The following is a 21,472-nucleotide window of genomic DNA, read 5'->3' on the forward strand; positions in this document are numbered from 1 at the left end:
TCGCCATGACACACCCAGGACTAAGTTAGGCCCCCACCCGCCCTACCCCAGGGCCGCCAGAGGAGCCGCGCCATGTCCGCCAAACCCACCATCGTTCTCGTGCACGGCTTCTGGGGCGGCGCGGCGCACTGGGCCAAGACCATCGCCGAGCTGTCGCGCAAGGGCTATCGCGACATCAAGGCGGTCGAGCTGCCGTTGACCTCGCTGGCCGACGACGCCGAACGCACGCGCAAGATGGTCGCTCAGGTCGGCGGGCCGGTGCTGCTGGTGGGCCATTCCTACGGCGGCGCGGTCATCAGCGAAGCCGGCAATCACGACAACGTGGTCGGACTGGTGTACATCGCCGCGTTCGCGCCGGACGCGGGCGAGAGCCCGGGCGGCATCACGCAGGAACATGTGCCGGACGCGGCGGCGAATCTGGCGCCGGACAGCGACGGTTATCTGTGGCTGAAGGCGGACAAGTTCCATGAGAGCTTCTGCCAGGATCTCAGCGCCGAGGAAGGCCTGATCATGGGCGTCACCCAGAAGGCGCCGCTGGCCAGCGCCTTCGGCGACACCGTCGCCACGCCGGCGTGGCGCTCCAAGCCGAGCTGGTATCAGGTCTCCAGCCAGGACCGCATGATCGCGCCGCAGAATCAGCAGCGCATGTCGGCGCGCATGAATGCGAAGAAGGTCATCACGCTCGACGCCGGCCATGCTTCGCTGGCGTCGCGCCCGGTCGAGGTGGCGGCGCTGATCGATGAGGCGGCGCAGGCGGTGGGTTGAGCGGCGGGGCCTCGCTTTTGTAGGAGGGGCTTCAGCCCCGATGCTTTTGTCTCAGGTAGCGGCGATCAGATCTGAAAGGAAAGCATCGGGGCTGAAGCCCCTCCCACATAAGCTAAAAAGCATCGGGGCTGAAGCCTCTCCCACAAAAGCCCTCTCCCACATAAGCTAAAGCGACATCGCCAGATAACGGCTCGGCGGCATGCCGATCAAGCGCTTGAACATGGTCGTGAACGCCGACGCGCTTTCGTAACCCAGATCCAGCGCCAGCGCGGTGATCGCCTCGCCCGCGGCCAGACGCGGCAACGCGGCGAAGATCGCCGCCTGCCGGCACCACTGGCCGAAGCTGGTGCCGGTCTGCGCGCGGAAACGCCGGGTGAAGGTGCGCCGGCTCATCGCCAGGTCGCGGCACCAGTCGTCGATGCTGTCGTGCGGCGACGGATGGGCCAGGTACGCGCGGCAGCGCCTGGCCAGGCGCGGATCGGCCGGAAACGGGATGTCCAGCGGCAGCACCGGCGCGCGTTCGATCTCGTGCACGATCAGCGAATAGATCAGGTCCGGACGCGAACCGCTGCCTGCGTCGACCAGCAGCGGCAGATCCAGGGTTTCCAGCAGCAGATGACGCATCAGCGGCGACACGCCGATCACCCGGCAGTCGCGCGGCAAGGCCGCGCTGACTTCGGGTTCGATATAGATGCTGCGTGTGCTGATCTGCGCCAGCACATGCACGTCGTGGCTCATGCCGGCCGGAATCCACGCCGCGCGCTCGGGCGGTACGATCCAGCGGCCGGTCTGCGTGCCCACCACCATGATCCCGTGCGCGGCATACAGCAACTGCGAGCGGCGATGATCGTGCCGGGCGATGCGGTGATGGGTCGGGTGCTCGTTCGACGTCGCGACGATGCGCCCGGGCAGACTGTCGGCCTGGACCGCAAGGACGTTGCGCATTGGCCCGTTCTCGAAGATTGTTGACCTGAATGATAGTGCGGGCAGGATAAAGGCGGCGTCTACTGGAGGGGTTCAGCCCCTCCCCACTCGCCGCGACCGATGACCACTCTGGATTCCACCGCGACCGCGACGGCCGAGCTGGCCGACGCGGCGACCACGCCGCAGATTCCCGCTTTCGAAGCCCCCCAGGCGCCGGCCGCCGAAGCCGCGAACAAGATCGCTTTGCCGATCCTGGCGATGCTGAGCGTCTGCCACCTGCTCAACGACATGATCCAGTCGCTGCTGCCGGCGCTGTATCCGTTGCTCAAGCAGTCGTTCCAGCTCGATTTCGGCCAGATCGGCCTGATCACCCTGACCTTCCAGGTCACCGCCTCGCTGCTGCAGCCGCTGGTCGGCATCTACACCGACAAGCGGCCGATGCCGTGGTCGCTGGCGATCGGCATGGGCTTCACCCTCAGCGGCTTGTTGCTGCTGTCGCGGGCGACGACGTTCGAGATGCTGCTGCTGGCCGCGGCGCTGGTCGGCTCGGGCTCGTCGGTGTTCCATCCCGAATCCTCGCGGATCGCGCGCATGGCCTCCGGCGGCCGCCACGGCCTGGCGCAATCGCTGTTCCAGGTCGGCGGCAATCTGGGCTCGGCGCTGGGGCCGCTGCTGGCGGCGTACATCGTCATGCCGCGCGGCCAGGGCAGCGTCGCCTGGTTCGCGTTCGCGGCGCTGACCGCGATGGTGATCCTCAGCCGCATCGGCCTGTGGTACCGCGAACAGATTCCGGCGCAGCGCAAGGCCGGCGCGCGCGCGGTCGCGGCGCCGCGGCTGCCGCGTAAAACCATCGTCGCGACCATGGTCGTGCTGGGCCTGCTGATCTTCAGCAAGTATTTCTACATGGCCAGCCTGTCGAGCTATTACACCTTCTACCTGATGCACAAGTTCGGCGTGACCGCGCAGAGCGCGCAGGTGCATCTGTTCGTGTTCCTCGGCGCGGTCGCGCTGGGCACCCTGGCCGGCGGGCCGATCGGCGACCGCATCGGCCGCCGCTACGTCATCTGGTTCTCGATCCTGGGCGTGCTGCCGTTCACGCTGATCCTGCCGCACGCCAATCTGGCCTGGACCACGGTGCTGACGGTGATCATCGGCCTGATCCTGTCCTCGGCGTTCTCCGCGATCCTGGTCTACGCGCAGGAACTCGTGCCCGGCCGCACCGGCGTGATCGCCGGGCTGTTCTTCGGGTTCGCCTTCGGCATGGGCGGGCTGGGCGCGGCGGCGCTGGGACAGCTGGCCGACCATATCGGCATCGAGGCGGTGTACCGGATCTGCGCCTATCTGCCGGCGATCGGCCTGCTCGCGTGGTTCCTGCCGAAGCTGGAGAAGCGCGAGGCGGTCGCGGGCTGAATCCGCGGCGGTGTTGAAGCAAGCGCTTCGCGCACTTGCAAGCGGCGCGATCCGGCGCCATCTGAGCAGGACCGTTTCGATGCCGGCGCGTCTCATCCGACGCGACCGGCCCCGGGCATCCTCGCGCGGCCATGCACCAGAATTCGCTGTTCGACACCACCGATCCGCAGCACCCGATCGACGACGCCGAAGGCGGCGTGCGTTACCTGCCGGGCGTGTTCGATCGCGACTGGTGCCAGCGCCTGTTCGAAGTGCTGTGGCATCAGGCCGAATGGAACAGCCAGCAGCGGATGATGTACGAGCGTCTGGTCGAGGTGCCGCGGCGCATGGCCTCGTACCGGCTCGACCGCGAGCGCGAGCGATTGCCGCCGATGCTGGAAGAAACCGCGCAGCTGGTCGGCGAGCGGCTGGCGGCGCCGTTCAACAGCGTCGGCCTGAATCTTTATCGCGACGGCCGCGACAGCGTCGCCCCGCATAACGACAAGCTGCACGATCTGGTGCCGCGTCAGCCCATCGCGGTGCTGTCGCTTGGCGCGACCCGGCGCATGACCCTCCGCGCCAAGCGCGCGCCGCACACGCAGTGGCATATGGAGTTGGAAGCCGGCAGCCTGGTGGTGATGAGCCACGCTTCGCAACATCACTACGATCATGGCATTCCCAAATCGCCGGGGGTGGGCGATGCGCGCATCAGTATTGCTTTGCGGGTGCGGCAGCCTTAGGCCGTTCAGACCTCGAAAAAAACAAGGCCGGCATTCCCGCGAAGGCAGGTTCCACTTTACTTCGGCGGAGCCGAACATCCAGTGACTTCAGCGTCATCCTTCCAGAACGTCATTCCCGCGAACGCGGGAATGACGGGCAAAAAAAGCGAAATGCTCGCTCGGGTACGAAGCAGAGACTTGAGCGGGCTTTGAGCAGCCCGCTCCGCCGCGGTCAGAGTTCGACCGAAGCCTGCAGCGCCGCCGCCAGCGCCGCATCCCCGGAGGCCAGCTCGGTCCAGCTCAGGGCTAGGCCTTTGCGCCGGCCTTTCTCGGACAACTTCAAGCCGTCCGGGTCGATCGTCAGGGTATAGAGCTTGCCTTCGATTTCCAGTTCGCGCCGTATCGGTTTGTCGAGTCGGGTCATGGTCGTCTCCCTAAGTAGAACGCCATAGAACACAGTGCCGCCGATCGCTACCGCCACCGTCGTTCACGGCTCAGTCGCGCCGGTACCAGTGCAACAAGGGTTCGGGTAATCGCGGCGCCAGATCGATGCCCAGCGCCGCGTGCGCGTCCAGGGTGTCGAGCAGGTTGCGCCGCAGCCGCGCCAGCGGCGGTTGATCCAGCAGTTCGGGCTCGCCCTGCAATTGGTCGAGCAGTTCGCTGGCGCGGGCGAACAGCTGATCGCCCTGTTCGGCCAGTTCCCGGCCCAGCCACGGCCGCAGCGGACGATGCACGAGGTGGCCCTGAGCCTGCATGGCCTGCGCCTGCGCGTCGAGAATCGCGTACGCGCCGCGATACCACTCGCTGTGCCCGGCCGCTTCGACGCGGATGGTCAGCGGCGCCGGCGCGTTGTGTTCGGTCAGGGCGCGGCGCAGTCGCAGTTCCATGGCGCGCGCCTCGCGCACGCTGTCGGTCTGCACCGCGAACGCGCGATCCAGATCGAAGAATTCGAAATAGCGCGGCTGCAGCTGCTGGGCGCGCGAAAGCGGATTGCGCGAAAACCCCAGCTTGAGCAGATCCTCGTAGGCGCACGGCAGCACGTAGAGATAGCAGCGCCCTTGGCTGGCGCTGTGGACCTTCTCCGGCTCGGCGCTGCTCAGGAACGACATGCGGGCATGATCGCGCGGGAATGTCGCATCGGGTGATGCCGGCTGCGCAAATCGGCGGATATCGGCGACCGCCGGTCGGAGGCGCCGCCTCCCCTGCCCCGCCGCGAACCGCGGCAAGGCCCGCGAAAGCGCCTGCGCATCGGCCGACCGTGCGCAATGAACCGCACGGCCGGCCACTGTCCGCTGAAGCACCTGTCCGCTCAGCGATGCCCGGCTTACTTATGGTGCGCACTCTTGGCCGAAACCAGGGCGCTGGTATCGACCTTCTTCACGCCGTCGATATTCTTCGCGATCGAGGCGGCCTTGTCGGCCTGGGTCTTATCGACGTTGCCGGACAGCTTGACCACGCCGTTGACGGTCTCGACGTTGATGTCGGTGCCGGCGACCTCGCTCGACGCCATCAGTTCGGCCTTGACCTTGGTGGTGATCCAGGTGTCGCTGACCGGTTGATTGGAATCGCCACTGGCGGCGGCCGTCGCCGGATCGGTCGCGTCGGCCTTGGTGCCGGCGGTCTGCGGAGCGGCCCAGGCGGCGCCGGACAGGGCGAAGGTCAGGGCGAGGGTTGCGATGATCGGAGTTTTCATGAGGCATCCTCTGGTGATCGATGCAGGCGCTCGACAGCGGCGCGGCTGCGGGATTCAAGCGTTACGGCGATGGGACTCGCGCGGATCGGCGATGCGGCGCGTCAGTGATGCGACTTGCGCCCGGAGCCGGATTTCTTGCCGCCGTGATCTTGTTTGTTGACGGTGCGCCAGGCGCGTTCCTCGGCTTCCTTCTTCGACACGCCTTCCTCGATATAGCCTTTTTCGATGTGCTCGGCCTGACGTTTCTGCTTGTCGGTATAGGACGTTTTGTCGCCGCGGGGCATGGGACTCTCCTTCTCGTTCTCGTCGGTTCTCTCAGCGGGTGCGGGTGTAAGATTGCGTCCCGGCGCATCTCACCGGATCGTTCGAAGTCGTTGCGTTTGCCGTGGCAACGACGCTACGCGCCGCGAAGTTAAGCCGTGCGTAGCATGGTGTTAGCGCGGCGTGTTGCGTTCATGCTCGTCGCGCGAAGGTGATGGCGCCCGCTGTGCGCGATCACGATCGAGTCACGAGCGCGCGGTTATCAAAGACACGGTCACCCTCGTGGAGCGCATTCATGTCCGTCATGGAGCAACTGTGGGTCGTCGGCGCCACGGCCTACGCGATGATGCTGGGCGGCGCGATCGGTTACGAACGCGAACTCAAGAACCGGCCGGCGGGATTCCGCACGCACATGCTGGTGGCCGGCGCGTCGTCGCTGTTGATCGGGATGGGCCAACTGGCGATCGCCGATCCGCGTTTCCGCATGCCGCTGCTGATCAACATGGACCCGATGCGATTGGTCGAAGCGGTCGTCGCCGGCGTGTCCTTCATCGGCGCCGGCACCATCTTCGCCTCGCGCGGCGGCAAGGACGTCGCCGGCATCACCACCGCCGCCTCGCTGCTGATGGTCGCGGTGATCGGCGCCTGCGCCGGGCTGCGCTATCACTTGCTGGCGCTGGCGTCGGCGGTGCTGACCCTGCTGGTGCTGGTGGCGCTGGATGTCTTCGAACGGCGCTGGCGGACGAAGCCGACGCCGACACGGAACGGCCGGTAGCCGCCGCGGCTACAAATCCGGCAGCGTCTGTTCGGCCTGGGCGAAGCCTTCCCAGGGATCGCTGCTCAGGCGCGAAGCGCGGCGCTTGGCCTTGGCCAGATCGAAATCGGTCGAGGAACGGCTGCGCGAAAACTCGTCCCAGCGCAGCGGCATCGCCACCGGCGCGCCGCTGCGCGCGCGCAACGACCAACTGGTGACGCTGGTCGCGCCGCGGGCGTTGCGCAGCCAGTCGATGAAGATGCGGTCCTTGCGCGCGGCCTTGGAGGCGGTGGCGAGGTAACGCAGCGGCGATTGCTCGACCATCGCGCCGGCGAAGGCTTCGCTGAAAGTCTTGACCCGGGCCCAGTCCGGCCCGCGGCGGATCGGCACGCACACATGCACGCCCTTGCCGCCGGACAGCCGCACCCAACTGTCCAGGCCGATTTCGCTCAGGCGATCGCGCACCTCGCGCGCGGCGCGCTTGATCTCGCTCCAGGCCAGTCCTTGCGCCGGATCGAGATCGAACACGATGCGATCGGGGCGGTCGGGTTTGTCGCGGCGCGCGCCCCAGGGATGGAATTCCAACGTGTTCATCTGCACCAGCGCCATCACGCCCTCGATGTCGCGCACGTAGACGTAGTCGGCCTTGCCGCTGGACTCGCGCAGATTCACCGGGTGCACGTGCGGGCCGAAACTGTCGCTGTGGTGCTTCTGGAAAAAACACTGCGAGCCGATGCCGTCGGGACAACGCAGCAACGAGATCGGCCGGTCGATCAACTCCGGAAGCAGCCATCGCTCGACCGCGCGATAGTAGTCGGCGACCTCGCCCTTGCTGATGCCCGGGTCGGGGAACACGATGCGTTCGGGATGGGTGATGTTCGTGTGCGCCATCTTCGACTCCTGGTTCGTTGCGCGGCCCGACGCGGCGGGCGTCCGCTTCGCGGCGCCGGTTTTCCGCCCCGCGCCCGCCAACGCCGCGCTCAGATCGGCCGCGCGCTTGTCCTCGCGCAACCGCATGAAGCTGGCCTGGCGGACCAGCCCTTCCTTGCCGCGTCCGCGCGAATGCACATCGACGACCAGTTCCGGCTCGACCCAGCGCACCTGCCGCGTCGGGAAGGGTACGTGCGCCGGCAAGGCCAGTGTCGGCTGCGCGCGATGCAGGGTCTTGAGCCGCCGCGTCAGCGAGCGCAGCGTGGCGTCGTCGAATCCGCTGCCGACCCGGCCGACATACTCCAGCCCCTGCGGGCCGGGTTGCGCCAACAGCAACGAGCCGAACCCGTGCCGGCTGTTCTTCGGCGGCGTATGCCCGACCACGATGAATTCTTCGTCGGCGACATGCTTGAGCTTGATCCAGGCCTGCGTGCGCCCGCCGCGATACGGCGCGTCGGCGCGCTTGCTGATGATGCCTTCCAGGCCGGCGCGGGCGCTGGCCGCCAGCACCTCGTCGGCCGCGCCTTCGACGTGTTCGCTGAACGCCAGCGCCGGCGAATCCGAAGTCGCCAGCAACTCGCGCAACAGATCGCGGCGCCGCGATTGCGCCGCGCCGCGCAGGTCGATGCCGTCCAGGTACAGCAGATCGAACAGCACGTAGCGCAGGGCCTGCACCTGCCCGGATTCGAGCAGGCGCTGCAATTGGCCGAAATCGCTGTGGCCGTCGCGGCCGGGCGCGATCAGTTCGCCGTCCACGATCAGGCTGCGCACCGGCAACGCGCGCAGCGCTTCGGCCAGATGCGGGAAGCGCTCGGTCCAGTCCTGGCGGTTACGCGATTCCAGCCGCAGTTTGCGTTGGCGATAGGCGAGCAGACGGTAGCCGTCCCATTTGACCTCGTGCAGCCAGCCCTCGCCTGCCGGCGGATGTTCGCGCAGGGTCGCCAGTTGCAGTTCGATCTGGTCCGGCATCGCCGCGGCCTTGGCGCCGTCGAGCGCGAGCGCGGTCTTGCGCCAACCGTCGCGAGACAATGGCCGCACGGGGTTTTCCGCTTTCGCGGCGGCGGCCGGTACGGTGGCCTTCGGGCCGGGTCGGCTTGCACGTGTAGTAGCAGTCGCTTTGCGTTTCCCCGCGCTCGCATCCGCCTTGCCGTTGCGAGCCGGCTTCGCCGTGGTCTCGCGCAGGATCTCGTCCGCATCGCTGTCGCGCGCATAGTCGTCGTTGCGTTTGATCAGCAGCCACTGCCGCTGGTGCCCGGACGGCTTGGTCCGCACCAGGGTGAAGGCGCCGCGCAGGTGTTCGCCGCGCAGCGAGAAATCCAGCTTGCCCGCGCCGATCTGTTCGAGCGCGTCCTCATCGGTGTGCCACACGCCGCGATCGAAGATATCGACGTGGCCGGCGCCGTAGTGGCCTTGCGGAATATCGCCGTGGAAGTCGGCGTAATCGAGCGGATGATCCTCGACTTCGACCGCCAGCCGCCGCTCGCCGGCGCGCAGCGACGGCCCCTTTGGCACCGCCCAGCTCTTGAGCGCGCCGTCGGCTTCCAGACGAAAATCGTAGTGGCGCGCGCGGGCATGGTGCAGTTGCACGACGAAGATCGGCTCATCGCGGCGCTTGCGCGAGCCCTTGGCACCGGCTTCCGCCGCCGGTTCCGGCGTGACGCCCAGGCGGCGCTTGCGCACGTAATCGCGCAGGCTCATGGATGCCGGTCTCGCCGCATGGACTCAGTCACGGCCATCCTCAGGCCGATTTGCGCGCGCGCTTCTTCGCGGCTTTCCTGGCGGTTTTCTTAGCCGCCTTGGCCGGCGCCTTGCGCGCGGCCTTCTTCGCCGCGGCCGCCTGCCCGCCCTTCTTGGCCAGGCTGCGCTTGAGCAGTTCGGCGAAGTCGATGACGTTGGTGGCGGCGTTCTCCGGCAGTTTGGATTCCTCGGTCTGCTTGCCGCGCACGACCTTCTTCGACTTCACCCGTTGCTCGATCACTTTATGCAGGCGCGCGCGGAAGTCGTCCTTGTAGCTTTCCGGCTTCCATTGCCCGCTCATCGAATCGATCAACTGCTCGGCCATGTCGATCTCGCGCGGGGAAATCTTCCACTTCGCCAAACCGCCCTCGGGCAGTTTGTAGTCGGCCGGATCGATGATCTCCTGCGCGTAGCGCAGGATCAGCAGCAGCAAGGCGTCGCCCTGCGGCGCCACCGCGGCCAGGTATTCGCGGGTGCGGATCACCACCCGGCCGATGCCGACCTTGCCGCTGCGCTTGAGCACCTCGCGCAGCAGCACGTAGCCCTTTTCGGCCTTCTTGCCCGGTTCCAGCACATACGGCTTTTCGTAGAACTCCGCGCCGATCGAGGCGGCATCGACGAAGGTGTCGATGTCCACGGTTTCCTTGTGATCGGGCGAGGCCGCGGCGATATCGGCTTCCTCGATCACCACGTAGCTGCCCTTGTCGTACTCGAAGGCCTTGACGATCTCCTTCCACGGCACTTCCTCGCCGGTCTCCTCGTTGATCCGCTCGTAGCGGATCGGCGACTTGTTGCGGCTGTCGAGCATGCGGAAATGCAGATCGACCCGGCGCTCGCCGGTCATCAGCTTGACCGGGATGTTGAGCAGTCCGAACGACAGGGTTCCGGTCCAGATCGGGCGCGCCATGGTCAGTCCTCGGAGGTGGGCCAGACCGGACGCGGCCGGTCCGGCGCGGTGGGTCGGCGATCGGCGGCGGCGCGCGAATCGGTTGCCGCGCCGGGCCGGCGCGCGTCTTCGCTGTCGCCGGAAGCGCGCGGGTCGGCGCGCGCGGTCGGATCGGGGCGATCGTCGCCGCTGTCCGCGTCCTGCGCCCGCTTCGTCTCGTCCAGCAGATCGCGCGCCTTGCAGGCGAGTTGCTCATAACGCGCGCGGAACTCTTCCAGCGTGACTTCGTCGAGTTCTTCCAGGTCCAGCAGGCTGTTCTCCGCGCTCTCGGTGGCGCGGATCAGTTCGTCGAGCTTGATCTGCACCGCGGTCGAGTCGCGGTTCTGCGAGTTCTGGATCAGGAACACCATCAGGAAGGTGACGATGGTGGTGCCGGTGTTGATCACCAGTTGCCAGGTATCGCTGAAACCGAACAACGGCCCGGAGATCACCCACACCAGCACGACCCCGACCGCGAGGCCGAAACACAACGGTTGCCCGGTGAAGCGCGCGGCCGCCTTGGCCCCGCGCTCGAACGCGCGGTGCAGTGCATTCATTGCGCGCGCCTGTGCAGGCGCAGGCGTTCGCAGGCCGCGGCCACGACGATGCGCGCCTCGTCCCAATCCAGGCGCGATACGCCGCGCACGCGCCGGTAACATCCGCGCAATTCTTCTTCCATGTCGGAAAAACTGCGGCCGTGGCCGCGCATGTAGGCGTCCAGGCCCAGCTTCAGGGCCGGCTCGTAGTCGCCAAAACGCAGGCCGGTGCGATCGATCAGAAGACCGCGGTGATGGCGGCGCCAGTGCGACAGCTCCGCATCCAGATCGACGGCGTCGGGCGAAAGAATCGAATCCAGCGGCCTGGAGAAACGGCCGGCGCCGATCGCACCGGAGGAAACGACGAAACCGCTGTGATGGGTACGATGGCTTTCGAAGCGCATGCTTGACTCCTTGCGGTGCATCGCGTGCATGGGTGGCATGGACGAATGTTTCCGACTGGCAACCGTTTCGCGCTCAAATCGATGCACGAAGTGCGGCTGCGAGCCCGGATGCATCCGGTCGATCACGGCCCCCTGGCGTACCTTGCCATCGCAGCGCGCGAAGACCGCGTCAGTACGGACGCGGCGAATTACCCGAGCGTTCAGTTGCGCTCACGCGGCCGCGCGCCGCGCATGGGCGATGCGCGGCGCGCGCGCGACGGGATTGGAACAACGCGCGCATGGCGCGCGGATTGGTTCGTCCGGCGGCGCCTTTGCATACGCGGCCGTTACATCGGATCTACGCGGTCTTAACCCGCCCGACCATCGTCACGGTTTGAGCCTGAATCGGCTAAAAAGCCGCAGTCATCCACTCGAACGCGCGGCGAGATTGCGCAGCACCTGATCGATGCTCGACTCCGCCGCCGCGCTCGCCGTGCCCGGCCGCCGCACCAGCAGGCGGTGCACTTCGCGCTGATCCTGCGCCGGCAGGGTTTCGATGTCCTCCACCTGTCCGGCCAGCAGGCTCGCCACCGCGACGCCGTCGCGCAGGGCGATGCGCGCGCCGGGAATGCGCGCGACCTTGGTTCCGGCCAACACGCTGCCGGTGAGGTTCAAGGGATCAGCCGCGGACACGCAGACGATTTCGCCGTCGTGTTCGCGCTGGCGCACCTGGCGCAGGGCGTTGACCGCGTCGGGCAAGGCGTATTGCTCGCCGGTCATGCCGGCGATGAAACGGCCGCCGCGGATTTCGCCGCGCGCTTCCAGGCGGCGATAGACCCGCAACAGATCGCGCCACGGCGGCAGCCAGCCGGCTTCGCGCTGGATCAGCCGCCAGAACACCACGCCGTAGCGTTCGAGCAGGCGCCAGGCGATGTGTTCGATCGCTTCCGCGCCGCGCGCGGCCTGAGCCGGCGCGCTCGCGGCATCGGCGGCCGGCGGCGGCGCCGCGGCGGTCAGCGACCAGCGCCCGGCGTCCTGCAGATCGGTGAGCATCGCGCGGCGGCGGCGATGGCCGTGGGTCGAGGCGCGCTTGGACGGCGGCACCAGCAAAGCGCGCAGGCCGGCGAAACTGTCGCAGGTGATGCGGCCGCGGGTGACCAGTTCGCCCAGCGCTTCTTCCAGTTCGGTGCGCAGCAGATGCGCGGAGTGTTCGAGTTCGTCGAAGAACGAGGCGCCGCGCGATTCCAGCACGCTCAGCACGCGTTGCGCGCGCGAGGACACAGGCGCCGGATCGGCGTTGCGATCGGCGGCCGCGCGCCAGTCGGGCAAGGCGCGGCGCGGCAGCAGCACGATCGGGGTCTGGCGCACGCTCGGCACGCCCTGCGGCGCGGCGTTGTCGCCGCCGCCGGCGTTGGCGTTCGGACGCAGGCGCGCCCAGGTGACCCGGCCGGCGGCGCACAGTTCGTCGAGCCAGCTGGATTCGTAGTCGGCGATGCGCGCGGGCAGCAGTTCGCTTTCCCACACGCAGGCCGGCGCTTCGAACCCTTCCAGTTGCTCCAGCACCGCCTGCAGCGCCTGCGGGCCGCTCATGCGCGCGCGCTTGGACAGGTGCTGCCAGTCGGCCAGGAAGCGGGCGAAATCGCGCGGCGCCACCGGTTCGATCTCGCGGCGCAAACGGCCGACGGTATAGCGGTGGATGCGCGCCAGCAGATGCCGCTCGCACCATTGTTCCTCGCCGCCGAGCAGGCTTTCGCGGCTGAAGCGGCCGCGCATCACATAGCCTTCCGACTCCAGGCGCAGCAGCGCCAGCTCGATCTCGCCGGCATCGCGGCGGTTGTCGCGCGCCAGCACCGCGACAGTGGTCGGGCCCAGCGCGGTCAGGCGCGAACGCAGCAGATCGATCAGCGCCGATTCGCCGGTCCATTCGGCCTGCGCGTATTCCTCCGGCACTCGTACCGGCGGCGTCGCCAGCGCCTCGGGAAACAGCGCCAGCGCCTGCGGCAGGCCTTCGGTCGCGACCCACCACGATGGTTCGGCGTCGGCGGCACGCAGACGCAGCGCGGTGGCACGGCCGCTGTCGGCCAGTTCGCGCAACCAGCCTTGCCAGCCGGGCGCCTGGGCTTCTTCCGCGGTGAGGTAGCCCAGTCCCATCAGCGCTTCGTGCATTTCGTCGAAATCGCGCACTTCCGGCCACGCTTCCAGGCGCACCGCGTCGATCGCCTCCGGATCGAGCCGGCCCAGATCGTCGGCGCTGTCGGCCTGGGCGTAACGCCGCGCCATCACCGCCTGGGTGCGGCGCTCTTCGATCGGCGCGTCGTCGAGGAAGGCATACGGCTTGGCGTTGATCGCTTCGGCCGCGATCGGCGACGGCCCGGTCACGTCGCGGCCGACCACGCGGATCTCGCCGGCTTCCAAGCGCTGGAGCATGCGCAGCCAGCCGGCGCTGTCCATCGCTTCGAACAGGCAATCGTGCAGGGTCTGCGCGACCAGCGGATGCTCGGGCACCTCGCGCTCGCCGACCAGATTCTCCGCGCAGGCGACCTGATCGGGGAACACCGTCGCCAGCAGGTCTTCGCTCTTCATCCGCTGCAGTTGCGGCGCCACCTTGCGGCCGCCGACGAAACGCGGCAGGGCCAGCGAGGTGGTCGCGTTCCAGCGCCAGCGCACGCCGAACAAGGGCGCGTCCAGCAGCGCCTGGATCAGCACGTCCTGCGCCGAGGCCGAATGCAGATAACGCGCCACGTCTTCCAGGGCGAAGCTGTGCGCGGTGGACAGCGACAGCACGATCGCGTCCTCGGTCGCGGCCGCCTGCAGTTCGAAATTGAACTTGCGGCAGAAGCGCTTGCGCAGCGCCAGTCCCCAGGCCTTGTTGATGCGGCTGCCGTAGGGCGAATGAATCACCAGCTGGGTGCCGCCGGATTCGTCGAAGAAACGCTCGAACACCAGCGTGTCCTGGGTCGGCACCACGCCCAGCACCTGCCGCGTGCGCGCCAGATAATCGGTCAGTTGCAGCGCGGCTTCGGCGTCCAGCGCCAAGGCCTCGCTGAGCCGGCGCGCCGCGCCGGCGGCGTCGGCGGCCTCGCTCAGCAGCGCCTCCACCTGCGCGCGCAAACGCGACACGCTGTGCGACAACTCGTCGCTGCGGCCGGGCGCTTCGCCGAGCCAGAACGGAATATTGGGCGGCTGGCCCTGCGCGTCCTCCACCCGCACCCGCCCCGGTTCCACCCGCAGAATGCGGTAACTGGCGTTGCCGAGCTGGAACACGTCGCCGGCCAGGCTCTCGACCGCGAAATCCTCGTTGACGTTGCCGATCACCTGCGCTTCGGGCTCCAGCAGCACCGCGTAATCGCCGGTATCGGGAATGGTGCCGCCGGACATCACCGCGGTCAGGCGCGCGCCGCGCCGCGCGCGCACGCGCCCGTGCACGGCGTCGCGATGGATGTAGGACGCGCGCGGGCCGCGCCGGGTGGTGAAACCGTCGGCCAGCATGCGCACGATCGCATCGAAGTCCTTGCGCGCCAGTTGCGCATACGGCCAGGCGCGGCGCACCCAGGCGTACAGCGCGTCCTCGCTCCATTCGCGCGCGGCGACTTCGGAGACGATCTGCTGCGCCAGCACGTCCAGCGGCGCCGGCGGAATCTGCAGAGCGTCGAGTTCGCCGCGGCGCACGCTGTCGAGCAGCGCCGCGCATTCGACCAGATCGTCGCGCGACTGCGGGAACAACCGGCCCTTGGGCACGCCGCCGACATGGTGGCCGGCGCGCCCGACCCGCTGCAGGAACGCGGCGATGGCGCGCGGCGAACCGAGCTGGCAGACCAGATCGACATCGCCGATGTCGATGCCCAGCTCCAGCGACGCGGTCGCCACCAGCACCCGCAGTTGCCCGCGCTTGAGCCGCTGCTCGGCGTCCAGGCGCAATTCGCGCGACAGGCTGCCGTGATGCGCGGCGACCGCGTCCTTGCCGAGCCGGTCGGCCAGATGGCGCGCGGCGCGCTCGGCCATGCGCCGGGTGTTGACGAAGACCAGCGTGGTGCGATGTTCGCCGACCAGCGCGGCCAGGCGCGTATAGACCTCGTCCCATTGTTCGTGCGACATCACCGCCGACAGCGGCGAGGCCGGCAGTTCCAGGGCCAGATCGCGCTGCTTGGCGTAGCCGATATCGACGATCGCGCAATCGGGCGCGCCATCGGCATCGACCGCGTCGCTGCCGACCAGGAAGCGCGCGACCTCGATGATGGGTTTCTGCGTGGCCGACAGGCCGATGCGCACCGGCGGCGCGGCGCACAACTCGCGCAGGCGTTCGAGAGTCAGGCTCAGATGGCTGCCGCGCTTGTCGTCGGCCACGGCGTGGATTTCGTCCACGATCACCGAACGCACCGTGGACAGCATGGCGCGGCCGGATTCCGAGCCCATCAGCACGTACAGCGATTCCGGCGTGGTCACCAGGATATGCGGCGGCCGCTTGCGCATCTGCGTGCGTTCGCCGGCCGGGGTGTCGCCGGTGCGCACCGCGGTGCGGATGCCCGGATCGGGCAGGCCCATGCGCTGCAGTTGCTCGGCGATGCCGGCCAGCGGCGCTTCCAGGTTGAGGTGGATGTCGTTGGACAGCGCCTTCAGCGGCGAAACGTAGACCACCGCGGTTTCATCGCGCAGGCCCTGGCCGGCGTTGTCCGCGCCCAGGCCCTCGCGCACCAGGTCGTCGATCGCGGCCAGGAACGCGGTCAGGGTCTTGCCCGAACCGGTCGGCGCGGCGACCAGGGTGTTGCGGCCGGCCTTGATCGCCGGCCACGCCAGTGCCTGCGCCTGCGTCGGTGTCGGGAAGGCGGCGCGGAACCAGGCGGCGATGGCGGGATGGAAGTCGTCTAGCACCATGATCGTGCGGTACTCCGGCAGACCGGAAGGATCGTCTCCAGATGGGGGCGATTGTGGCATTGCCTACCGCCTGAACGGCCGCGGCGCGCGCGACCGGTTCGAAGCGGTGAACGGTTCAGCCGCGCTCACGCCGGCCGACGCTTGACCTTCCCATCATGGCAAGGCCCACCCTGGCGGCATCGAGTCTCCTGGATGTCTTTCATGAATGCGACCGCCTCCTCCCTCCCCGACCTGCGCCAGCTGCAGGCGCCCATTGCGGGCATGACCTGCGGCTCGTGCGTGGGCCGGGTCGAAAAAGCGCTGAGGGCCGTGCCGGGCGTGGAATCGGTCAGCGTGAATCTGGCCACCGAAAGCGCCCGTGTAGCATTCACCGACGCCGTCTCACCTGGTGAGATCGAACAGGCGATCCGCGCCGCCGGTTACGCGCTGGTAAGCGAAGAAGTCGCGCTGCGCCTGCAAGGCATGAACTGCGGCTCATGCGTCGGCCGGATCGAGAAAGCGCTCAAGGCCGTGCCCGGGGTGCTGGAGGCCTCGGTCAATCTGGCGACCGAACAGGCCCGCGTGCGGGTGGTCACGGGCACGCCGGCGTCGGCGCTGATCGATGCGGTCGAACATGCCGGCTATGCGGCGGCCTTGGCCGATTCCGCGAAGGCGGGCGCCGCGCCGGCGAACGATGTCGCGACCGCTGGCGACACCGGCGCGGCTGCGGGCGCGAACGCAATCGCGGCCTCGCCGGTTACCCGCGAAACCCGCCATCTGCTGATCGCCGCATTGCTGACCGCGCCGCTGATCGCGCCGATGCTGGCACTGCCGTTCGGCCAGCACTGGATGTTGCCGGGCTGGCTGCAGTTCGCCCTGGCCACGCCGGTGCAGTTCTGGCTGGGCGCGCGGTTCTATCGCGCCGCCTGGGGCGCGTTGCGCGCGCGCAGCGGCAACATGGACCTGCTGGTCGCGCTCGGCACCAGCGCCGGTTACGGCCTGAGCCTGTATCACCTGCTGCGCGGCGACAGCGCCGCGCTGTACTTCGAAACCTCGGCCGCTATCGTCACCTTGATCCTGCTCGGCCGCTGGCTGGAAGCGCGCGCCAAGCGCCAGACCACCGCCGCCATCCGCGCCCTGCAGGCACTGCGCCCGGCCAGCGCGCGGGTGCTGCGCGACGGGGTCGAACACGAAGTGGCGATCGCGCAATTGCGCGTCGGCGATCATGTCGTCGTGCGTCCGGGCGAACGCATCGCCGCCGACGGCCGCATCGTCGAAGGCCGCACTCATGCCGACGAATCGCTGATCACCGGCGAATCGCTGCCGGTCGCGCGCGGCGAAGGCGACCGGGTCACCGGCGGCGCGGTCAACGGCGAAGGCCGGATCGTGGTGGAAACGCTCGCGGTCGGCGCGGAAAGCGCGCTGGCGCGGATCATCCGCCTGGTCGAGGACGCGCAGGCGCGCAAGGCGCCGATCCAGCATCTGGTGGATCGGGTCAGCGCGGTGTTCGTGCCGGTGGTGATCGCGCTGGCCGTGCTCACCCTGCTCGGCTGGGGCGTGTCCACGGGCGACTGGAACCGCGCCATCCTCAACGCCGTCGCGGTGCTGGTGATCGCCTGCCCCTGCGCGCTCGGGCTGGCCACGCCGACCGCGATCATGGCCGGCACCGGCGTCGCCGCGCGCCACGGCATCCTGATCAAGGACGCGCAGGCGCTGGAGATCGCCCATCGCATCGAACGGGTCGCGTTCGACAAGACCGGCACGCTGACCGAAGGCAAGCCGGTGCTGAGCGAATCGATCGCCATCGACGGCGACCGCGACGCTCTGCTGCGCGCGGCGGCGGCGCTGCAGGTCGGCAGCGAGCATCCGCTGGCCACAGCGGTGCTGAGCGCGTTCGACGGCGGCGCGATCCCGGCCGCTACCGGCGTGCGCGCAGTGCCCGGACGCGGCCTGCGCGGCGAGGTCGAAGGCCGCGCGCTGCTGCTCGGCAGCACCCGCATGCTGGAAGAAGCCGGCGCCGATCTGTCGCCGCTGCGCGCCCAGGCGCAAGCGCTGCGCGAACGCGGCCACAGCCTGTCGTGGCTGGCCTCGCACGACGACGGCGCGCCGCGCGTGCTGGGCCTGCTGGCCTTCGCCGACACGCCGCGTCCCGACGCCCGCGCCGCGATCGAGCGCCTGCACGCGATGGGCCTGCGCACCGCGATGATTTCCGGCGACCACGCCGGCGCCGCGCAGGCCATCGCCGCGCAACTGGGCATCGACGAGGTGCGCGCCGACGTGCTGCCCGAACACAAGGCGCAAGCGGTGGCCGAATTCGCCCGCGACGGCCGCGTGGCCATGGTCGGCGACGGCGTCAACGACGCGCCGGCGCTGGCCGCGGCCGATGTCGGCATCGCCATGGGCAGCGGCACCGACGTGGCCATGCAGGCGGCCGGCATTACTTTGATGCGCGCGCAGTTGGGTTTGATCGCCGACGCCATCGCGATCTCGCGCCGCACCACCGGCAAGATCCGCCAGAATCTGTTCTGGGCCTTCGGCTACAACGTCGTCGGCATCGTGCTGGCGATGCTGGGCCTGCTGGACCCGGTGGTCGCGGCCGCGGCGATGGCCTTCTCCAGCGTCAGCGTGCTCGCCAACACCTTGCTGCTGCGCCGCTGGAGGCCGGCATGAACCCGATCAAGAGGAAGCCGCCCGTGAACCACAGCGCCATCGCCCCCGAACTCGCCCAGGCCAAGGCCGACGGCCTGCACAACATCGGCGAAGCCGCGCAGCTCAGCGGCGTGAGCGCGAAGATGATCCGCCATTACGAAGGCATCGGCCTGATCCCGGCGGCCCATCGCAGCGTCGCCGGCTACCGTCTGTACAGCGACAGCGATCTGCACCGGCTGCGCTTCGTCAAGCGCTCGCGCTCGCTGGGGTTTTCGATCAAGCAGATCGAGACCTTGCTGGGCCTGTGGGACAACCGCTCGCGCGAGAGCGCCGAGGTCAAGCGGCTGGCGCTCGATCATGCCGCGGAGCTGGCGGCGAAGATTCGCGAGATGCAGACCATGCAACGCACACTGGAGGAGTTGGCACGCAAGTGCCACGGCGACGAGCGGCCGGATTGTCCGATCCTGCAGGATCTGGCGGCACAGTGTTGCGATGGCGGCAAGGTGGAACGGAGCTGAGTCCGCGGTCCTGAACGCGCGCCTTGCCCGGGCTTTCATCGATAAGCCTTGCACCGACGACGATGGAAGGCGAATGCCCCGGCCTTGCCTGCCTCGGCGGGCGTCCTTCTTCGAAAGCGATGACCGGCTGAGCCAGGATGGCGCGGTGGCCGCTACGCGTTCAGCGCACTTTCGCCGCCAACGCGTTCAACGACAGCGTCGCGCACAGCGCGGCCATGCCCCATCCCGCCCACTTCACCGTGTCGCGCGGGCGTCCGACCAGCGAATAGAACGCCATCGCCGGCAGCGCCGCGGCCAGCAGCCGCGCCAGATGCAGGCCGGCCGCGCGCCGGCCGACATAGCGGCGCAGCGCGATCTGGCGCGAACGCGCGTAGTGGAAGCGCTTGATGAACTCCACCCGCCAGCCCGTTCCGGACGAGCCGCCGCCGGGATGCACGGCGTTCGCGGCAGGCTGCAACAGACAGTCGTAACCGGCCGCGCGCAGGCGCAGACACAGGTCGTCATCCTCGTAATAGAGGAAGAAGCGTTCGTCGAAACCGTCGATGTGGGCGAACGCGGCGGTGTCGGCGAGCAGGCACGAGCCGTGCAGCCAGTCCGCGCGCACCACCGCATCCGGAACCCGATACGGGCCCGGCGGCTGTTCGGCGAAGAACGGCGGCCGCCACGACTTCTGCGGCAAGCCCACACCTCGCCAGCCCTGCGGAGCGATCAGGGCGGCATTGCCGTGCGAGGCCATGCAGGCGGCCAGCGCCAGCACGCTGTCCGGCTCGATCCGGCAGTCGGGGTTCAACAACAGCGCGCAGGGCGTTGCGACCGCTCGCATCGCCGCATTGTTGGCGGCGCCGAAACCGCGGTTTTCGGCGAATGCGATCAACTCCACCCACGGCAACCGCCGCGCCACCTCCGCCGCCGTGCCGTCGCTGCTGCCGTTGTCGATCACGATCGCGCGGGCGAAGGGGCGCAGCTGCGCGGCGATGTCTTCGATCAACGCGCGACTGTTGTAGGTCACGCAGACCGCGGTGATCGAATCCAGCTCCGACCGGGCGCTCATGCGGCGGCCTCCGCGCCGGTCTCGCGCGCGGCCAGTGCGGGAATGCAGGCCAGCAGCAGCAGGAAGGTGTGGCGATGGGTGAAATCCGACCACAAGCCGTTGAACAGTCCCGCGCTCAGGTAGATCAGCACCACGCAGGCGAAGAAGCCGCGCTGAGGGTCCGGCAAAGTCGCGATGCGTCGCGACAGCGCGGCGATCAGGACCAGCAGGATCGCCAGGCCGGCGCCGCCCTGCTCGCTCAGTATCAGCAGGAACTCCTGATGCGGATGCCCGAACCAGAACGACTCGGCGTCCGCCTCGCCGGCGGTGCGCGACTCGTGCTGCGGCCGCCACTGGCCCAGGCCGTGGCCGAACAGCGGCGCGGCGGCGACGATCGGCAAGGTGTCCTGCCACAGGCGCAGGCGCACACCCGCCGAAGTCGGCGCCTGCGAATCGCGGTAGCTGCGCACCTCGTCGGGCACCGACGACACCAGACGCTGCTCCACCGGTGGCGCGTTCAGCACCAGCGCGACCGCGACGGCGGCGACCGCGATCCCCGCGGTCGCCGCGGCCCAGCGTGGATAGCTGCGATGCGCCCGAATCCAACGCCACAGCCAGTACGCGATCAGCGGCGCCAGCACCAGATATGCGGTGCGGCTTTGTAGCAGCAACGTAACCGCGACCAGAACCGCCAACGCCAGCGCGAACGCGGCCAGGCGCAACGCCCGCGAGCGCGCGCAGAACGCTATCGACACCGCCATCGAGCCGAGCATCAGCCACGCCAGCCCTTGCTGCGTGTATTCCTTGAACACGGTGTTGCGCATCGACGGCGCGGCGGCGACCAGTTCGCGCTGCGGCAGCAGGCCGAACTGCATCGCATAGGACGCTGCGAGCACCAGCGTCGCGGCGAGCATGAATCCCGCCAACGCGCGCCAGCGCCAACGCGCATCGGTCAGCACGCTGGCCAGGATCAGCGGATAACAGAACAGCCACAGCCGCGAGCTGCTCAACTGCCGCCAATCGCCTTCCCAACCCGCGTGCACGGCGCTGATGGCGGTCACCGCCCACCACAGCAGGCAGCCGCGCACGAACGGATCGCGCAACGCGCCGCGCAGACGCGCGCGCAAGTCCGCGCCCAGCAGCGATCCAACCAAGGCCAGGGCCAACCCCACCACCACCGCGGGCTTGTTCAAGGGCAGCGCGAACAGCGCAAGGATCGCGAAGCCTCTGGCGCACGCCAGCGCGCACAGGCGCAGGCGGCACGGGATCGACGGGATCGGGGAACGGGACGTGGACGGATCGAATCGAGGCACGAGAGAACGGCCTCGCGCCGTCCTGAATTTGAGAGAGCGCCGCACCGCGTTCGTCGCGAACGCGCACGGGACCGGGCATCAAGGGCGGCGATGCT

General features: G+C 68.7%; 17 protein-coding genes and 1 pseudogene. 6 read left to right on the forward strand and 12 right to left on the reverse strand.

The genetic code is table 11. The annotated features are described in order from the left end of the window. Positions 1–72 precede the first annotated feature (72 nt). Positions 73–765, forward strand: a complete 693-nt coding sequence (locus tag J7J50_RS16285) for an alpha/beta hydrolase (RefSeq protein WP_215058361.1) — start codon at positions 73–75, stop codon at positions 763–765. Positions 766–930: 165 nt separating this feature from the next. On the opposite strand, the gene J7J50_RS16290 is transcribed toward J7J50_RS16285, so the two are convergent. Then, on the reverse strand, positions 931–1,710 hold the full coding sequence (locus J7J50_RS16290; protein WP_215058362.1) for a helix-turn-helix transcriptional regulator: 780 nt from the start codon (positions 1,708–1,710) through the stop codon (positions 931–933). 237 nt (positions 1,711–1,947) lie between these two features. Between J7J50_RS16290 and J7J50_RS16295 the strand changes: the two genes are divergently transcribed. After that, entirely contained in the window at positions 1,948–3,099 is a 1,152-nt protein-coding gene (locus J7J50_RS16295) for an MFS transporter (RefSeq protein ID WP_251044606.1), read from the forward strand. A gap of 131 nt (positions 3,100–3,230) precedes the next feature. Beyond that, positions 3,231–3,818: an alpha-ketoglutarate-dependent dioxygenase AlkB gene (locus J7J50_RS16300; protein ID WP_215058364.1), complete on the forward strand. Its 588-nt coding sequence runs from the start codon at positions 3,231–3,233 to the stop codon at positions 3,816–3,818. A gap of 211 nt (positions 3,819–4,029) precedes the next feature. Here J7J50_RS16300 and J7J50_RS16305 read toward each other — a convergent pair whose 3' ends face one another. The 4 genes and pseudogenes from J7J50_RS16305 to J7J50_RS16320 all read right to left on the reverse strand — a co-directional run. Continuing rightward, a complete protein-coding gene (locus J7J50_RS16305) occupies positions 4,030–4,221 on the reverse strand; it encodes a hypothetical protein (protein ID WP_215058365.1) in 192 nt (63 codons plus the stop codon). Between the two features lie 70 nt (positions 4,222–4,291). Beyond that, positions 4,292–4,906, reverse strand: a complete 615-nt coding sequence (locus J7J50_RS16310; RefSeq protein WP_215058366.1) for a GIY-YIG nuclease family protein — start codon at positions 4,904–4,906, stop codon at positions 4,292–4,294. A 215-nt stretch (positions 4,907–5,121) separates the two neighbouring features. After that, complete coding sequence (locus tag J7J50_RS16315) at positions 5,122–5,490, reverse strand: BON domain-containing protein (protein WP_215058367.1); 369 nt, start codon at positions 5,488–5,490, stop codon at positions 5,122–5,124. 113 nt (positions 5,491–5,603) lie between these two features. Beyond that, positions 5,604–5,774: pseudogene (locus J7J50_RS16320) on the reverse strand (HupB); the annotation flags it as partial. 272 nt (positions 5,775–6,046) lie between these two features. Between J7J50_RS16320 and J7J50_RS16325 the strand changes: the two are divergent. Beyond that, positions 6,047–6,526 carry an MgtC/SapB family protein gene (locus J7J50_RS16325; protein WP_215058369.1) on the forward strand — a complete coding sequence of 160 codons (480 nt, stop codon included), beginning with the start codon at positions 6,047–6,049 and terminating at the stop codon, positions 6,524–6,526. A 9-nt stretch (positions 6,527–6,535) separates the two neighbouring features. Here the strand turns inward: J7J50_RS16325 and ligD are convergent, their stop codons facing one another. The 5 genes from ligD to J7J50_RS16350 form a co-directional block, all read right to left on the reverse strand. After that, positions 6,536–9,133, reverse strand: a complete 2,598-nt coding sequence (ligD, locus tag J7J50_RS16330; RefSeq protein ID WP_215058370.1) for a DNA ligase D — start codon at positions 9,131–9,133, stop codon at positions 6,536–6,538. A gap of 40 nt (positions 9,134–9,173) precedes the next feature. After that, a complete protein-coding gene (locus tag J7J50_RS16335) occupies positions 9,174–10,079 on the reverse strand; it encodes a Ku protein (protein WP_215058371.1) in 906 nt (301 codons plus the stop codon). A 2-nt stretch (positions 10,080–10,081) separates the two neighbouring features. Further along, the gene (locus J7J50_RS16340) at positions 10,082–10,654 is read right to left on the reverse strand and encodes a low affinity iron permease family protein (protein ID WP_215058372.1); all 573 of its coding nucleotides are present in this window, start codon (positions 10,652–10,654) and stop codon (positions 10,082–10,084) included. Then, a complete protein-coding gene (locus J7J50_RS16345) occupies positions 10,651–11,037 on the reverse strand; it encodes a hypothetical protein (RefSeq protein ID WP_215058373.1) in 387 nt (128 codons plus the stop codon). The genes J7J50_RS16340 and J7J50_RS16345 overlap by 4 nt, the downstream gene beginning before the upstream one ends. Before the next feature lie 402 nt (positions 11,038–11,439). Further along, positions 11,440–15,888 carry a DEAD/DEAH box helicase gene (locus J7J50_RS16350; protein WP_215058386.1) on the reverse strand — a complete coding sequence of 1,483 codons (4,449 nt, stop codon included), beginning with the start codon at positions 15,886–15,888 and terminating at the stop codon, positions 11,440–11,442. A gap of 201 nt (positions 15,889–16,089) precedes the next feature. Between J7J50_RS16350 and J7J50_RS16355 the strand changes: the two genes are divergently transcribed. Both J7J50_RS16355 and cueR read left to right on the forward strand, forming a co-directional pair. Next, positions 16,090–18,537 (forward strand): heavy metal translocating P-type ATPase, encoded by a 2,448-nt coding sequence (locus J7J50_RS16355; protein WP_215058374.1) that lies wholly within the window; start codon positions 16,090–16,092, stop codon positions 18,535–18,537. Between the two features lie 23 nt (positions 18,538–18,560). Further along, positions 18,561–19,034 (forward strand): Cu(I)-responsive transcriptional regulator, encoded by a 474-nt coding sequence (cueR, locus tag J7J50_RS16360; RefSeq protein ID WP_343222523.1) that lies wholly within the window; start codon positions 18,561–18,563, stop codon positions 19,032–19,034. A gap of 160 nt (positions 19,035–19,194) precedes the next feature. On the opposite strand, the gene J7J50_RS16365 is transcribed toward cueR, so the two are convergent. After that, entirely contained in the window at positions 19,195–20,085 is an 891-nt protein-coding gene (locus J7J50_RS16365; protein WP_215058376.1) for a glycosyltransferase family 2 protein, read from the reverse strand. Then, complete coding sequence (locus tag J7J50_RS16370) at positions 20,082–21,257, reverse strand: O-antigen ligase family protein (RefSeq protein WP_215058377.1); 1,176 nt, start codon at positions 21,255–21,257, stop codon at positions 20,082–20,084. Before J7J50_RS16370 ends, J7J50_RS16365 begins: the two co-directional genes overlap by 4 nt. Between the last annotated feature and the right edge of the window lie 215 nt (positions 21,258–21,472).

The sequence above is a fragment of the Lysobacter sp. ISL-50 genome (assembly GCF_018612875.1).
Taxonomy (GTDB): Bacteria; Pseudomonadota; Gammaproteobacteria; order Xanthomonadales; family Xanthomonadaceae; genus Lysobacter.

Bases quoted from the DNA above. Each gene is read 5' to 3' on its own strand.
- J7J50_RS16285 (WP_215058361.1), top strand. From the start codon at position 73: ATGTCCGCCAAACCCACCATCGTTCTCGTGCACGGCTTCTGGGGCGGC.
- J7J50_RS16290 (WP_215058362.1), bottom strand. From the start codon at position 1,710: ATGCGCAACGTCCTTGCGGTCCAGGCCGACAGTCTGCCCGGGCGCATC.
- J7J50_RS16295 (WP_251044606.1), top strand. From the start codon at position 1,948: ATGCTGAGCGTCTGCCACCTGCTCAACGACATGATCCAGTCGCTGCTG.
- J7J50_RS16300 (WP_215058364.1), top strand. From the start codon at position 3,231: ATGCACCAGAATTCGCTGTTCGACACCACCGATCCGCAGCACCCGATC.
- J7J50_RS16305 (WP_215058365.1), bottom strand. From the start codon at position 4,221: ATGACCCGACTCGACAAACCGATACGGCGCGAACTGGAAATCGAAGGC.
- J7J50_RS16310 (WP_215058366.1), bottom strand. From the start codon at position 4,906: ATGTCGTTCCTGAGCAGCGCCGAGCCGGAGAAGGTCCACAGCGCCAGC.
- J7J50_RS16315 (WP_215058367.1), bottom strand. From the start codon at position 5,490: ATGAAAACTCCGATCATCGCAACCCTCGCCCTGACCTTCGCCCTGTCC.
- J7J50_RS16325 (WP_215058369.1), top strand. From the start codon at position 6,047: ATGTCCGTCATGGAGCAACTGTGGGTCGTCGGCGCCACGGCCTACGCG.
- ligD (WP_215058370.1), bottom strand. From the start codon at position 9,133: ATGAGCCTGCGCGATTACGTGCGCAAGCGCCGCCTGGGCGTCACGCCG.
- J7J50_RS16335 (WP_215058371.1), bottom strand. From the start codon at position 10,079: ATGGCGCGCCCGATCTGGACCGGAACCCTGTCGTTCGGACTGCTCAAC.
- J7J50_RS16340 (WP_215058372.1), bottom strand. From the start codon at position 10,654: ATGAATGCACTGCACCGCGCGTTCGAGCGCGGGGCCAAGGCGGCCGCG.
- J7J50_RS16345 (WP_215058373.1), bottom strand. From the start codon at position 11,037: ATGCGCTTCGAAAGCCATCGTACCCATCACAGCGGTTTCGTCGTTTCC.
- J7J50_RS16350 (WP_215058386.1), bottom strand. From the start codon at position 15,888: ATGGTGCTAGACGACTTCCATCCCGCCATCGCCGCCTGGTTCCGCGCC.
- J7J50_RS16355 (WP_215058374.1), top strand. From the start codon at position 16,090: ATGAATGCGACCGCCTCCTCCCTCCCCGACCTGCGCCAGCTGCAGGCG.
- J7J50_RS16365 (WP_215058376.1), bottom strand. From the start codon at position 20,085: ATGAGCGCCCGGTCGGAGCTGGATTCGATCACCGCGGTCTGCGTGACC.